This window comes from Pseudonocardia sp. MH-G8, from assembly GCF_002262885.1.
GTDB lineage: Bacteria > Actinomycetota > Actinomycetes > Mycobacteriales > Pseudonocardiaceae > Pseudonocardia.
The window spans coordinates 19,241-31,262 of record NZ_NKYF01000004.1 but is presented as its reverse complement, the minus strand read 5'-3'; the positions used below and the strand labels follow the sequence as shown (position 1 = coordinate 31,262).

12 protein-coding genes and 1 pseudogene are annotated in these 12,022 nt (G+C 70.2%); 5 read left to right on the top strand and 8 right to left on the bottom strand.

The window, feature by feature from the left end; translation table 11 throughout:
* From CFP66_RS12280 to CFP66_RS12270, 3 genes are all read right to left on the bottom strand, one after another.
* Positions 1–327 (bottom strand): helix-turn-helix transcriptional regulator, encoded by a 327-nt coding sequence (locus CFP66_RS12280; protein WP_094923203.1) that lies wholly within the window; start codon positions 325–327, stop codon positions 1–3.
* Between the two features lie 141 nt (positions 328–468).
* Positions 469–1,539, bottom strand: coding sequence for a hypothetical protein (locus tag CFP66_RS12275; RefSeq protein WP_094923201.1), 1,071 nt, complete (start codon positions 1,537–1,539; stop codon positions 469–471).
* Positions 1,540–1,794: 255 nt separating this feature from the next.
* Complete coding sequence (locus CFP66_RS12270) at positions 1,795–2,028, bottom strand: hypothetical protein (protein ID WP_094923200.1); 234 nt, start codon at positions 2,026–2,028, stop codon at positions 1,795–1,797.
* Between the two features lie 163 nt (positions 2,029–2,191).
* Here CFP66_RS12270 and CFP66_RS12265 point away from each other — a divergent pair, with 163 nt between their 5' ends.
* Positions 2,192–2,389 carry a LuxR C-terminal-related transcriptional regulator gene (locus CFP66_RS12265; protein WP_255413860.1) on the top strand — a complete coding sequence of 66 codons (198 nt, stop codon included), beginning with the start codon at positions 2,192–2,194 and terminating at the stop codon, positions 2,387–2,389.
* Positions 2,390–2,392: 3 nt separating this feature from the next.
* On the opposite strand, the gene CFP66_RS12260 is transcribed toward CFP66_RS12265, so the two are convergent.
* Complete coding sequence (locus CFP66_RS12260; RefSeq protein ID WP_233159369.1) at positions 2,393–2,989, bottom strand: TetR/AcrR family transcriptional regulator; 597 nt, start codon at positions 2,987–2,989, stop codon at positions 2,393–2,395.
* 229 nt (positions 2,990–3,218) lie between these two features.
* On the opposite strand from CFP66_RS12260, the gene CFP66_RS12255 reads away from it, so the two are divergent.
* Entirely contained in the window at positions 3,219–4,388 is a 1,170-nt protein-coding gene (locus CFP66_RS12255) for a DUF418 domain-containing protein (protein ID WP_094923197.1), read from the top strand.
* Here CFP66_RS12255 and CFP66_RS12250 read toward each other — a convergent pair.
* Positions 4,363–4,521, bottom strand: a pseudogene (locus CFP66_RS12250) (sugar transferase); the annotation flags it as partial. The gene CFP66_RS12255 and the pseudogene CFP66_RS12250 sit on opposite strands and share 26 nt — an antisense overlap.
* Positions 4,522–4,726: 205 nt before the next feature.
* Complete coding sequence (locus CFP66_RS12245; RefSeq protein WP_094923195.1) at positions 4,727–6,070, bottom strand: MFS transporter; 1,344 nt, start codon at positions 6,068–6,070, stop codon at positions 4,727–4,729.
* Positions 6,071–6,241: 171 nt separating this feature from the next.
* Between CFP66_RS12245 and CFP66_RS12240 the strand changes: the two genes are divergently transcribed.
* From CFP66_RS12240 to solA, 3 genes are all read left to right on the top strand, one after another.
* Complete coding sequence (locus tag CFP66_RS12240) at positions 6,242–7,435, top strand: PLP-dependent aspartate aminotransferase family protein (RefSeq protein ID WP_094923194.1); 1,194 nt, start codon at positions 6,242–6,244, stop codon at positions 7,433–7,435.
* A complete protein-coding gene (locus CFP66_RS12235) occupies positions 7,432–8,580 on the top strand; it encodes a CdaR family transcriptional regulator (protein ID WP_094923192.1) in 1,149 nt (382 codons plus the stop codon). Before CFP66_RS12240 ends, CFP66_RS12235 begins: the two co-directional genes overlap by 4 nt.
* Positions 8,581–8,679: 99 nt before the next feature.
* Positions 8,680–9,891 (top strand): N-methyl-L-tryptophan oxidase, encoded by a 1,212-nt coding sequence (gene solA, locus CFP66_RS12230; protein WP_094923191.1) that lies wholly within the window; start codon positions 8,680–8,682, stop codon positions 9,889–9,891.
* 135 nt (positions 9,892–10,026) lie between these two features.
* Here solA and CFP66_RS12225 read toward each other — a convergent pair whose 3' ends face one another.
* Together CFP66_RS12225 and CFP66_RS49915 are read right to left on the bottom strand one after the other, a co-directional pair.
* Entirely contained in the window at positions 10,027–10,647 is a 621-nt protein-coding gene (locus tag CFP66_RS12225; RefSeq protein WP_094923189.1) for a YdcF family protein, read from the bottom strand.
* A 237-nt stretch (positions 10,648–10,884) separates the two neighbouring features.
* Positions 10,885–11,292, bottom strand: a complete 408-nt coding sequence (locus tag CFP66_RS49915; protein ID WP_255413859.1) for a pentapeptide repeat-containing protein — start codon at positions 11,290–11,292, stop codon at positions 10,885–10,887.
* Positions 11,293–12,022: the final 730 nt, after the last annotated feature.

Genomic DNA, 12,022 nt, shown 5'->3' with positions numbered 1-12,022 from the left:
TCAGGACGAGCGCAGGTCCTCGAGCAGCTCGACCTGCCCGGACAGAACGCCGGTCAGGATCGAGCGGGCCACCGCCAACAGTTCCGAGACCCGTGGGCCGGTCAGCGAGTAGTAGACGGCGGAGCCCTCACGCCGCGTCGTCACCAGTCCCGCCCGGCGCAGCACCGCCAGCTGCTGCGACAGGTTCGCCGGCTCGATCTCGATCTCGCCCAGCAGCTCCGACACCGCGTGTTCGCGGATGCTGAGCAGCTCCAGCACCCGGATCCGCACCGGGTGCCCCAGCGTCTTGAAGAACTCGGCCTTCAGCTGGTAGAGGGGCGTGCTCACCGGGGATCACCCGCCACCGCATCGACCACGTCGCTGCTCACCCTGCTCGCCTCCAGCTGTTGCTACATCTGCAATTGCAGACTTTAGCAACTAGATGAGCTGCCGATCGATGAGGGTGTCGGGACGGGGCAGGACGAGCGGTCAGCCCCGCCCGGGCGGGCGGCCGCGGCCGGGGCGGGTGCGGCGGTGGGCGCCGGTGCCGCGCGCCCACTGCCGGTGGCCGCCCGCGACGTGCCCGATCCCGGTGGCGGGGTCGTGGGGCTGGCCGGCCTGCGGCGGGCGCGCGGTGAGGATCCGGATGCCGTCCGTGACGGGCCCGATGGTGAGGCCGCTGAGCGCGTTGGACGCGGCCGGGTCGCGACGCTGCTCCGGGAGGTCGTCGGCGCCGGTGCGCGGTGCGGGGGTCCGGACGGCACGCGCCGCGGGCGCCGCCGTGGCGCGCAGCCCGCGCAGGACGGCGACGAAGAACGCCACGGCCGCCACCAGCAGCATGGCGACGGCGGCCAGTTCGAGCGCGGCACCGACGGCGTCGCGGTCGGCGCCGGGGGCTCCTCCGGAGACGATGCGCACGGCGTGGGCGGCCGAGAGGGTGGTGAACGCGATCCCGGTGCGGCGTACGAGCGCCCGCCGGGAGCGGGTGCCGCCGACCAGCGCGACGATCCCCGCCGCTCCGGCCCCCGACCAGGCGATGACGTCGAGCCCGCCGACGGCCCACGCGGGCGGCATCCAGCCGGGCACGGCGACGGCGACGGCGCCGATCGCGGCGACGGCGAGCACGGTGAGGGCGCCGACGGTGAGGGCGGCCCACCGGCCTGCGCGGCCGGTGACCGGGCCCCGTACCGCGAGCGCCAGCATTCCGATCGCGCCGAGGACGGCGGTGCAGCCGGCCAGCACCCAGACGTTCATCGGGTCCTCGAGCCCGGATGCCCGTACCAGGAGCGTGACGCCCGCGTAGAGGGCGACGGCGGCGGCGATGCGTCCGGTGCGCGCGCTGCCGGAGAGCCCGGCGACGGCGGCGAGGAGAATCGCGGCGGCGACCCCGGCCGCGAACGCGAGCACGGCGACCGCCTCGTGGGCCACGTCGTGCCGCCCGTGGATCAGGACGCCGAGCAGCCAGGCGCCGGTGGCCAGGGCCGCGAGCGCGGCCAGGTCGGCTGCCAGCGCTCGGCCCGCCAGGTCCTGCCGGCAGCGGATGCTGATCGTGCTGCGCAACGTGCTCTCAACCCCTCGGCGTCGGGGGACGGCCGCGATCACGCAAGCCGGGTGCTGGGGAGCTCCATCTGGGCATTCGGTGTGCGTTCGGGTGACGTTACCCCGGGGTCTGCGGGGCGGTCGGCGCCCTGACGGGTCGTCCCGTGCCCGCGGACCACCGTGCCGACCTGGGGATCTCTGGTGTCGAACACGCTGAGCGGTGGCTCGCTGACCCCCCGCCACGGCCCCCGAACGTGATCGAAGCCACGTATTTGATCAGCGTGCGCGGGTGTTCCGGAGCGTGATCACGAGCACGACGGCGTAGACGACGGCGAAGGCGACCAGGTCGCCGAGGTGCACGCCGTGGTTGCGGGAGAGGACGAACAGGACGGGCCCGATGCGGGTGGTGGCGGCCAGCGCGAGCCCGAGGAGCGTGGCGCCGACCCATGCCGCGACCAGGAACGTGCGGCGGTTGCGCCCGGACAGCACCTCTCCGGGTTCCTCCGCCATCCCCTCACGGTAGCTGCCGTAACGCCGCAGGCAGGACGACCGAGCACGTAGCCGTCACCGCAGTCTTCGAACGGTTCCGGAGGCGCCAGGTCGATGCCGACAGATGTCGTTGCCGTGCTCGTCGTCGGTCCGAACGATCTCGTGACCACCTCCGTAGGCATCGCTGCTCACCGACCGCGAGTTCGAGGTGCTCCAGCGCATGAAGCGCGGTCAGAGGGCGGCCGAGATCAGCGCCGAGGCGAGCGTGGCGATGAGCACCGTCCGCAGCCACATCCGGTCGGTCCTCACCGAGCTCGAGGTCAAATCGCAGCAGCGTGCCGTGGAGCTCTACCGCGACACCCGCCGCCACGCCCGCAGGTGAGGATCAGGAACCGAGGACGCAGTCGACGGCCGTGCAGAGGGTGTCGGCCTCGGTCTGCAGGATCGGGTCCTCGGCCGGCAACGCCCGCTCCAGGGTGAGCCCGTTGATCACGGTGAGCAGGAACCTCGCCCGCCGGGTGTTGTCGCGCTCGGGGAGAGCGCCTTCGTTCGTGAGGACCGTCAGCCAGTACTCGACACGGCGGCGTGTTTCTCGTTCGATGGCGAGGTATGCCGCGCGGATCTCCTCGGTCGGCTCGGGAGCGATGAAATCCTCCACGACCTTGCGCATGGCTTCTCGTGCTCGTGTCCCCACCCCGACGCCGACGAGCAACTGCCGGAGGCAGTCGACCAACCGGTCCCGGGCTGGCACCGAACTGTCGTGGATCGCCCCGTCGGAGATCGCGAGGTCGTAGACGCGGGTCAGCACCTCGTCCTGGAGCGCGCGCTGGGTCGGGAAGTGGTACCTGAGCGAGCCCGTGCTCACCCCGGCCCGCGCCGCGACCGCCCGCACGCTCAGCGTCGTACCCGGGTCCTCGCCGAACATCGTCATGGCGGCCAGGAGGACCTTGTCCCGGCTGCTGAGCTCTCTCGTGCCTTCCACCGCGCCACCTTACTAATACGCCGTGTTAGTGTCGTGCCAAGCGTCTAACACACTGTATTAGACGGGGCGGTCGAGCGTCGGGGGAAGCATGTCGGAGCAGTGGCGGCCACATCGGTCTGCCGAGCACGTGAGGCATCGCCGCGATCGTCGCCCCGCGCCACCGCGCGGGAGCCTGGCGCACCCGACCCCTCTCTCGGAGCGCTCCCTCGCGCCTGACCTGGCGCGGGGCATGATGCTGCTGCTGATCGCGCTGGCGCACGTGCCCTACTTCCTCTACACCGCCCGCACGGGGGTGATCGGGCTCCACCCCGTCGTGGGGAACGCGCCCGACAGGATCGCCCAGGCGTTCACCCTGATCGTGGTCGACGCCCGGGTGTACACCATGTTCGGATTCTTGTTCGCCTACGGAATCGGGCAGATGTATGCCCGCCAGACGGCCAAGGGCACCAGTCCGACCGTCGTGCGGCGGATGCTGCGCCGGCGCCATCTGTGGATGGTCGTCTTCGGCGCGGTGCACGCGGTGCTGCTGTGGCAGGGCGACATCATCGGCGTCTACGGCCTGATCGGGCTGATCATGGTGCCGCTGTTCTTCGGCCGCACCGATCGCACGCTGAAAGTCTGGATCGGCGTCCTGCTCGGCGTGGCGGCCGCGTTCGCCCTGCTCAGCGCGGTGGGCTCGGCCCTCGCCTCGACGCAGGCGGAGGTGATCCTCTCCGAGCAGCAGCGGCTGAGCATCGCCGAGCCGAACTACCTGATCTCGGCCGTCGAGCGCCTGCCCGTCTGGATCTCCACGATGATCGGCGGCATCATCACGATGGCGCTTCCCGCGGCGTTCCTGATGGGAGTGCTGGCGGCGCGGCACCGGATCCTGGATGAACCCGGCCGTCATCTGGTGCTGCTGCGTCGGCTGACGCTGTGGGGCATCGCCGCCGGATGGACGACCGGCGCGGTGCTGGCGCTGCAGCACATCGGCGTCGTCGAGATCGCTGCGGACACCACGCTGTCGAACCTGCACTTCTTCGCCGGGACCTTCACGGGAGTCGGCTATGCGGCGCTGTTCGGGCTGATCGCCCACCGCCTGTCCGGGCACGCGGCGGCCTCCAGCCGTCCGGTGCGCTGGGTCGGCGCGCTGGGCCGACGCTCGATGAGCGGCTACCTGGCCCAGTCCTTGGCGTGGGGGCCGGTGCTGGCAGCCTGGGGAGTGGGCTGGGGCGCTCATCTGTCGAGCTGGTCGGTATCGCTGTTCGCCGTCGCGGTGTGGGCCACCACGGTGGCCGCCGCCGCGGCGATGGAACGCCGCGGTCTGCGCGGGCCCGCCGAAGTGGCGTTGCGCAAGCTGACCTATCGCGCAGGCCGCGAACCGAGCGCAGGCGTCAGTAGGCACCCCGCCCGCGCGTGACGGCGTTGACGGTCTTCCAGAGGATCATGCAGTCCAGCGTGATCGACCAGTTCTCGACGTAGCGCAGGTCGAGCCGCACCGTCTCCTTCCAGGACAGCTCGCTGCGGCCGCTGACCTGCCAGAGCCCGGTCATGCGCGCGGCGAGGGCGAGAGCTTTGCGCACCTTCGGCAATCGTGGTCTTCCCGATCCCTTTGTCGATGCTCCGCCGGTGACCTCGCGGCCTCTACCTCCGGCGTGGGGCATGCTCACCCGCCGTCGAGCCTGGTGCCGAACCAGGTGCCTGAACCACTACAGATGTGAGGCTGCGCGGAGCTGGTCGTCAGCCCGCCTGACGGGCTCACGCGCGAGTCCGCGAGGCCGCCGTCCGCGCGCTGTCGGTCAGCGACTTCCCGGTGGTCTCCGGGGCCATGACCTGGGACACGATGGCGCCGAGCACGCACACCAGGCCGCCGATGACCATGCAGGGCCCGACACCGATGGTGTCCAGACCGACCGGGAGCAGCCACGTCCCGATGGCGGCACCGATGCGGCTGGCTGCCGTCGCGACGCCGACACCGGTGGTCCGCACCGAGGTGGGGAACAGCTCCGCGGGGTAGACGGCCTCCAGGTTGCTGGAGAGCGCGTTGAAGAAGGCGTAGAACACGAAGGCCGCGATGATCACCCAGGTGGGAGCCCCGGCCCAGAACCCCACGACGAACAGGGCAGCGGCCTGGATCCAGAACGGGATCACCAGCATGCGTCGGCGGCCGATCCGCTCGATGACGAGCATGCCGACGACGGCGCCCAGCGCTGCGAGCCCGTTCGTTGCGATCGTTCCTGCCGTCTCGTTGGTCAGGTCCAACGACGAGAGCACCTGCGGGGCGAAGGTGAAGATCGCGAAGTATGGCGCGACCTGGCAGGCCCAGAAGACGCACACGAAGATGGTTCGACCGCGCAGCTCGCGCGAGAAAAGGGCACGGATGCCGGTGCCGGAGCGTTGCGACTCGTCGGCGAACTGTTCGGCGGCGAAGTAGGCCTCCCCACCCATGTAGCGATCGACGATGGCGCGGGCTTCGTCAGTGCGGCCCTTCGCGATCAGCCAGCGGGGCGACTCGGGCATGCCGTGGCGCAGTACCAGCGTGACGAGCGCCGGAACGGCGCTGGTCACGAGGATCAGGCGCCAGCCCACCCCGAGTTCGAGCAGCGCGTAGCCCACGAGGACCGAGGCGAGGAACCCGCTGAACCAGCAGACCTCGAGCATGGACAGCCGCCGGCCCCGTCCGCGGGCGGGCGAGAACTCGGCGAGCATCGGCGCGCCGATCGAGTACTCCGCACCGATCGCCATCCCCAGCACCAGTCGAACGATGACGAGCTGCCAGCCCTCTCCGACGAGTCCCTGGGCGATGCCGGCGACCAGGAACAGCAGGATGTCGATGTTGAACAGCTTGCGCCTGCCGAACCGGTCGGTCAGGTAGCCGAAGACCGGGCCGCCGATGAAGATGCCGACCAGTGCAGCCGCGCCGATCAACCCCATTGCCATGGGGGAGATGTCCAGCTCGGCGCTGAGCGGGATCAGGACGACACTGATGATGCCCAGGTCGTAGCCGTCGAGACCCTGGCCCCACGCGGTGGTGAATGTGATCCTGCGGAGGAAGCGCCGGTCCTCTCGAGGTTGAGCCGGCACCGTCTCGCTCGCGACCATCGCGTCTCCCTCGCCCGGATGTCGACCATGTGGCGAGGACTATGTACAGCCTGCCGGATCCCTGCATCCGGCATGGTGCCGCAATCCAGATGCGCGATTGCGACACCGTGCCGCTCGGTGGCCCGACCGCCCGGTTCGAGACTGGGCAGGGCGACGGGAGGGGAGATCACGATGACCGGGTACGCAGACCCGCACCGGCGCGCCTCCTATGACGAGCTGTCACCGGAGACGCGCGCCGTCCACGCCGGGCAGTACCCGGAGGAGCACGCCGGGGCGTTGTCGGTGCCCGTGCACATGAGCTCGACCTTCGAACGGGCGGTCGTGCTGGACGGTGGCTGGGACTATTCCCGCATCGCCAACCCGACGCGCGCGGCGCTCGAGCACTGCCTGGCCGCGCTGGAGGGTGGATCCGGGGCCACCGCCACGGCGTCGGGTATGGCCGCGATCACCACCACCGTGCTGGCGACGTGCCACGCCGGATCGCACGTCGTGGTGCCCGACAGCATCTATGGGGGCACCTGGGATCTGTTCTCGTCGGTGTTGTCCCGCTGGGGAGTCCGAACCGCCGTCGTGGACATGTCCGATCTCGGTGCCGTTGCGGCGGCGATCATGCCGGACACATCCCTCGTGTGGGTCGAGACGCCGTCCAACCCACGCTTGCGGATCACTGATGTGGCCGCGGTCGCCGACCTGGCCCACGAGGCCGGTGCGGTCCTCGCGGTGGACAGCACCTTCGCCTCTCCCTACCTGCAGCAGCCCCTTGCGCTCGGCGCCGACCTGGTGATCCACTCGACGACGAAGTACCTCGGCGGGCACTCCGACGTGACGGGCGGGGTGATCGTCTCCGGCTCGGAGGCGATGGCCGAGCTGATCGACCGCACCAGCGGTGTGATCGGTGGCGTTGCGGGGCCGATGGACGCGTGGCTGGTCCTGCGCGGTACGAAGTCGCTGCCAGTGCGGATGCGCCACGTCAGTGCGGCCGCGATGCGGATCGCGGAGATGCTGACCGCGCACCCCGCGGTGGCTCGGGTCCACTACCCGGGCCTGCACTCGCACCCCCAGCACGACCTCGCGAAGCGGCAGATGACCGACTTCGGCGGCGTCGTCTCGTTCGAGGTCCGGGGATCCCGCGAGGACGCCGCCGCGGTGTGTGCCCGCACACGGCTGTTCACGCTCGCGGTCTCGCTGGGCAGCGTGGAGTCGCTGATCCAGCACCCCGCCAACATGACGCACTGCACGACGGGCGGGACGCAGGCCGCGGTGCCCGAGACATTGGTCCGACTGTCTATCGGCCTCGAGGACGTCGACGACCTTGTCGCCGATCTTGACGCTGCACTGGACCAGGGGGCGACACTGGCCGGGTGACGGTGGAGCGGGTGCAGCAGATTGCCGAGGCGCTGGCCGCGCGGCTGCGACGCTCGGTCGCCGTCGACGATCACTCGCTCCAGCTCGTCGCGGCGAGCCCCGACCGCGGGGACTCCGACCCCGCCAGGGTGTGGTCGGTGCTGCATCGGCGCACGCGCCCCGAGGACGTCGACCTCGCGGAGTTGCGTCTCATCAGCGCGCCGACACGGGTGCCGCCCAACCCGAACCTCGGCCTGCACGCCCGGCTGGTCGTCCCGGTCCGATACCGCGACACGCTGCTCGGCTTCGTCTGGTTGATCGACGAGGACGACACCCTCACCGTCGAGGAGCGGGTCGATGCGGTTGCCGCGGCGAACGCGATCGCGGTACTGCTGCACGAGCGCCTGATCGTCCGTGACCATGACCGGGCGCTCGCGGGGCATCTGCTCGACCGGCTGTTCGACGCGTCGGCCGGCGAACGGGCGGAGGCGGTGACCGAGTTGTTGCAGCAGGGCCTGATCGACGACGACACCCACGTCGGCGTCCTCGTCGCCCGCCATGCCGACACCGACGTCCGGGTCGCGGTCCACCTCGCCTGCCGGGGCCTTCCGCCGGCGAGCTGGCTGAGCTCCTCGGGCCGCCGTCAGGTCACGGTGCTGCTCGCCGGCCGGCGCAGCGTCGAGCAGGCCCTGCGCGACACGGCCGACACCCTGCGCGCGTCCCTCCCGGGGATCCGCGTCGGACTCGGGGCACCGACGCAGGGCCTGGGTGCGGCAACGGTGGCCCATCGGCAGGCCATGATCGCCCTGTCGGTTGTCGAGTCGCTCGGCGAGGAGGCTGCCGTGGCCGATTTCGGCAGGCTCGGCGCCTACACGTTGCTCGGCCAGATCCCGGCCGATGTCGTGGACCCCGACGTGTTGCCGATCGGTGTCGTGAACCTGCTGCGCCTCGGCCCCGGCCACGAGCTGCTCCACAGCCTGGAGGTTTTCCTCGACTGCGCCGGCAACAAGCAGTGGACGGCGCAGTTGCTCGCCGTCCACCGCAGCACGCTGTACCACCGCCTGGACCGCATCGAGGAGATCAGTGGCCTCGACCTCGCCGACGGCGGGGACCGGCTCCTGGCGCACCTTGCGGTCAAGCTGCTCCGGCTCGGACGCCCCGGGTAGCCACACGGTGTCGCGTCCGAGCTCGGAAATGCGGGCACGGTGTGCGATGTCGCGACCCGCTCGCAGCGGCACGGTGGACCGAGCAACCAGGGAGGTTCGATGCCCAAGAGGGTGCAGCGCCGGTTCGCCCACATCGTGCTCGGAGTCGGCGCCATCGGTGCCGCCGCGGCCTACTGGGTGGGCCGCCGGCGCGGCGGTGACGTGCTCGCGATCGAGCAGTACGACCTGGGTCACGGTCTCGGTGCATCCGAGGACCATTCCCGGATCATCCGGCACGCCTATCACTCCGCCGACTACACCGCGCTCACCGGTCCTTCGTACGCCATGTTCGAGGCGGTGCAGGAACGGACCGGTTTGGCACTGATCACGCGTACCGGTGGCATCGACATCGGGATCGGCGCCGACGGCGAGGTCATGGTCGCGAGCTACCAGGCGGCGCTCGCCGCGGCCGGGCACGACTGCACCGTCCTGGACTCGGCGGAACTGCGCCGCCGCCAGCCGCAGTGGCATCTGCCCGAGGACGCGATCGCTGTGTACCAAGCCGACTCGGGCATCCTCGACATCCGCAAGGTCAACGCAGCGCACATCGCGCTGGCCCGCCAGGACGGGGTCGAGTTCCTGGACCGGACGGCGGTGCAGAGGATCGAGTCGGAGGCCGACCGGGTACTCGTCGTCACCGATCGCGGCACATTCTCCGCGGACACGCTCTCGGTGTGCGCGGGGTCGTGGACGCCGACCGCGTTGAACGGCCTCGACGTCCGGGTCCCGATCACGCTCACCCACGAGCAGGTGACCTATTGGTCGACGCCACACCTTCGCGAGTTCGCCCCGGACCGGTTCGGGGTGTGGATCTACCACGGCCCGCAGGCGACCTACTACGGGTTCCCCGTCTACGGGGAGGCCGCGACCAAAGCAGGCCGCGACGTCTCGGGCCGGGTAGTGACGCAGGAGACCCGGTCGTGGGAGCCCGACGAGGGGAACCGGGACGACCTGACCGCGTTCATGGCCCGGCATCTGCCCGACGCCCTCGGCCCGGAGCTGATGACGAAGGCCTGCGTCTACGACCTGACCCCGGACCGCAACTTCATCCTGGACACGGTGCCGGGGCATCCCCGCATTGCGCTGTTCGTCGGCGCCGGGCACGCAGCGAAGTTCGCCGGCCTGGTCGGTGACATCCTCGCCGACCTGGCGTGTGACGGGGGAACGGAGCGGGAGATCGCCGCATTCAGGATGGACCGGCCGGCCATCACCGACCCTGGCTATCCGACGGACTTCGGGTTCAGCGCGGCGATGTCGACATCTGGACCGTGACGATGCCCAGCGGGAGCGTAGTGATCAGGTCGCTGGACGGGATCGAGCTCGCGGACGGTGGGCAGGACCCGTCTCACACGATGGCGAGGTACATCGCGTCGATCTCGGTAGATGCGGTGTGGAAGTGCGAATCGCTCATCTCGACGGCGTGATGGTTCGGCTGACGAAGCCGGCAGCACGGAGGCGGTGATACGCCGCCTCGATGTCTCCCGGGACGTCCTGCGCGATCGTGAACCCACGAGCGGGGTACTCGAGGATGCGCTCCAGGTCACCGACCATCATGTCGATGACCCGCCGCTCGTCGCCGATCGTCTTGACATACGCCTCGAACCCGATCGGTGCGGCGGCGCAGATGACATCGACCTCGGGCCAGAGCTTTCGGGCGGTGGCGTAGCTGCGCCGCTCCGCGTAGGGCTTCGAGATCAGCAGGATGCTCGCGGGTCGGAGGCCGGCGTCGTCGAGGAGCGCCCGGGAGTTGACGATGTTCGCGCCGGTGTTCGTGGCGTGGGGGTCGACGAGGATCGCGGTGTCCGGTACGCCGAGCTCAAGGGCATGCTCGCGGTAGCGGGCGGCCTCGCCTCGTGGGAAGCGGTCGCGAGTCGTGGGGGAGGAGGCGCCGGTGAAGACGAGAACGGGGAACAGCCCGCGGTCGTACAGCTCGGCGGCGTACGTGGCCACACCGAGGTCGTGGCTGCCGAGCCCGATCGCGGCATCGCAGCTCCGCAGCTCGTGGCCGAGTAGGCGGTAGTGCCACAGGGAGGAGCGCGTCCTCTCGCTGCTGGGGTGTGACGGCTGCTTCAGGCCGGAGCAACTGCTGCCTCTCGTGTCGGTCGTCGTGCCCTCATCCTGACCGCGCGCTTGCGAGGTCGGCGCGGATGGTGTTGATGCGCGCGAGCTGATGGCCCTGTCCGAACCTCGAGGCCAGCTGGTGAGCTGTGTTGAACGCGCGCTCGCTTTCAGCTCCGGGGTGCTCGTCGCCGGCGAGGACGCTGGTCAGCGACAGGAGGGTGGCGAGGTTTTGGACGCAGGCGTTCCGATCGTGATGACTCCCTCCGGGACGGCGACAGCGGCGCCTGCGACGTTTGCTCCGGTGAGGTCTGCTCCCGCCAGATCTGCGTCGATCAGACAAGCGCCGCGCAAGTCCGCTCCGCGGAGGTCTGCACCCCGAAGTGAGGCAGCGGTGAGGTCGGTATCGCGGAACGTCGCTCCCGGGGCTGCCACGCCGGCCAGGTCCGCGCTGCGCATTTCGAGCCCAGCGAGGTCCGCACCTGCGAGCGATGCTCCTCGTAGCTCTGTCACCTGGTCAGGCTCGATACGCTGACCTCGTAGATCGTCACCGCCTACTGCGGATGCAGTGGCTCGCGACCACGGCCAAGCTCCCTGCCATGCGAAGACCGTCATGGCTGCAAGTAGGAGGACGAGCGCAGCGACGGCGAACGCGCGGCGACGATGACCGTCCGCGAGCGCCTCCCCGGCTGAGAACGAGATTGCGGCGGCCGAGCAGCCCACACCTATGACCGCTCCCAGCACACCGAAGACCTGACCGGCGACAGCCACCAGAACGATCGCGACTGCCGGCCCAGCCCAGACAGCGGCGAGCGCGGTGGGCCTGGCCGGAGTGGACATCGGGGCAGATCATCGCACGTCGGACGCGGGACAGAAGGGGCCAGCACCTCCTATCATCGCCGGTGCGGCGCCGGACGTGAGGGCAGGTGGGCCATGTGACACACGGTTCCCCCCGTCGTCCCCCAGGTCGCCGAAGGGGTAGCGACGAAGAGCCCGCGGAATGCCCAGAATGCGGCGGACCGGACGCAGAGTCGGAAGGACGAATGTACGTCTGTCCTGATTGCGGCCACGTGTTCGAGGTGCGCCGTGGCTGACTTATCGCAGATTGCGGCGACGACACGTGAGTCAATAGGCCGCTACTTCAGTCTCGTCAGCGCCGTGCCATCGGCAATTCTCGTGGCGTGGACCGTGCTCCTCGTCGGGAGTGGAGCCTGGTTTAGGACACCGGACCCGGCGGCCGCGCTCGCGAGCTTCAGTGAGATCGGACTCGGTGGCGCCGCGGGCCTCGTCCTCGCTGCACTCGGGCTTGGCGTGGTGCTGCACCCACTGCAGTTCGCATTTGTCC

Excerpts from the sequence above, each read along its gene's own strand:
- CFP66_RS12270 (WP_094923200.1), bottom strand. The coding sequence starts at position 2,028 with ATGGCGGAGGAACCCGGAGAGGTGCTGTCCGGGCGCAACCGCCGCACG.
- CFP66_RS12255 (WP_094923197.1), top strand. The coding sequence starts at position 3,219 with ATGATGCTGCTGCTGATCGCGCTGGCGCACGTGCCCTACTTCCTCTAC.
- CFP66_RS12245 (WP_094923195.1), bottom strand. The coding sequence starts at position 6,070 with ATGGTCGCGAGCGAGACGGTGCCGGCTCAACCTCGAGAGGACCGGCGC.
- CFP66_RS12240 (WP_094923194.1), top strand. The coding sequence starts at position 6,242 with ATGACCGGGTACGCAGACCCGCACCGGCGCGCCTCCTATGACGAGCTG.
- solA (WP_094923191.1), top strand. The coding sequence starts at position 8,680 with ATGCCCAAGAGGGTGCAGCGCCGGTTCGCCCACATCGTGCTCGGAGTC.
- CFP66_RS49915 (WP_255413859.1), bottom strand. The coding sequence starts at position 11,292 with ATGACGGTCTTCGCATGGCAGGGAGCTTGGCCGTGGTCGCGAGCCACT.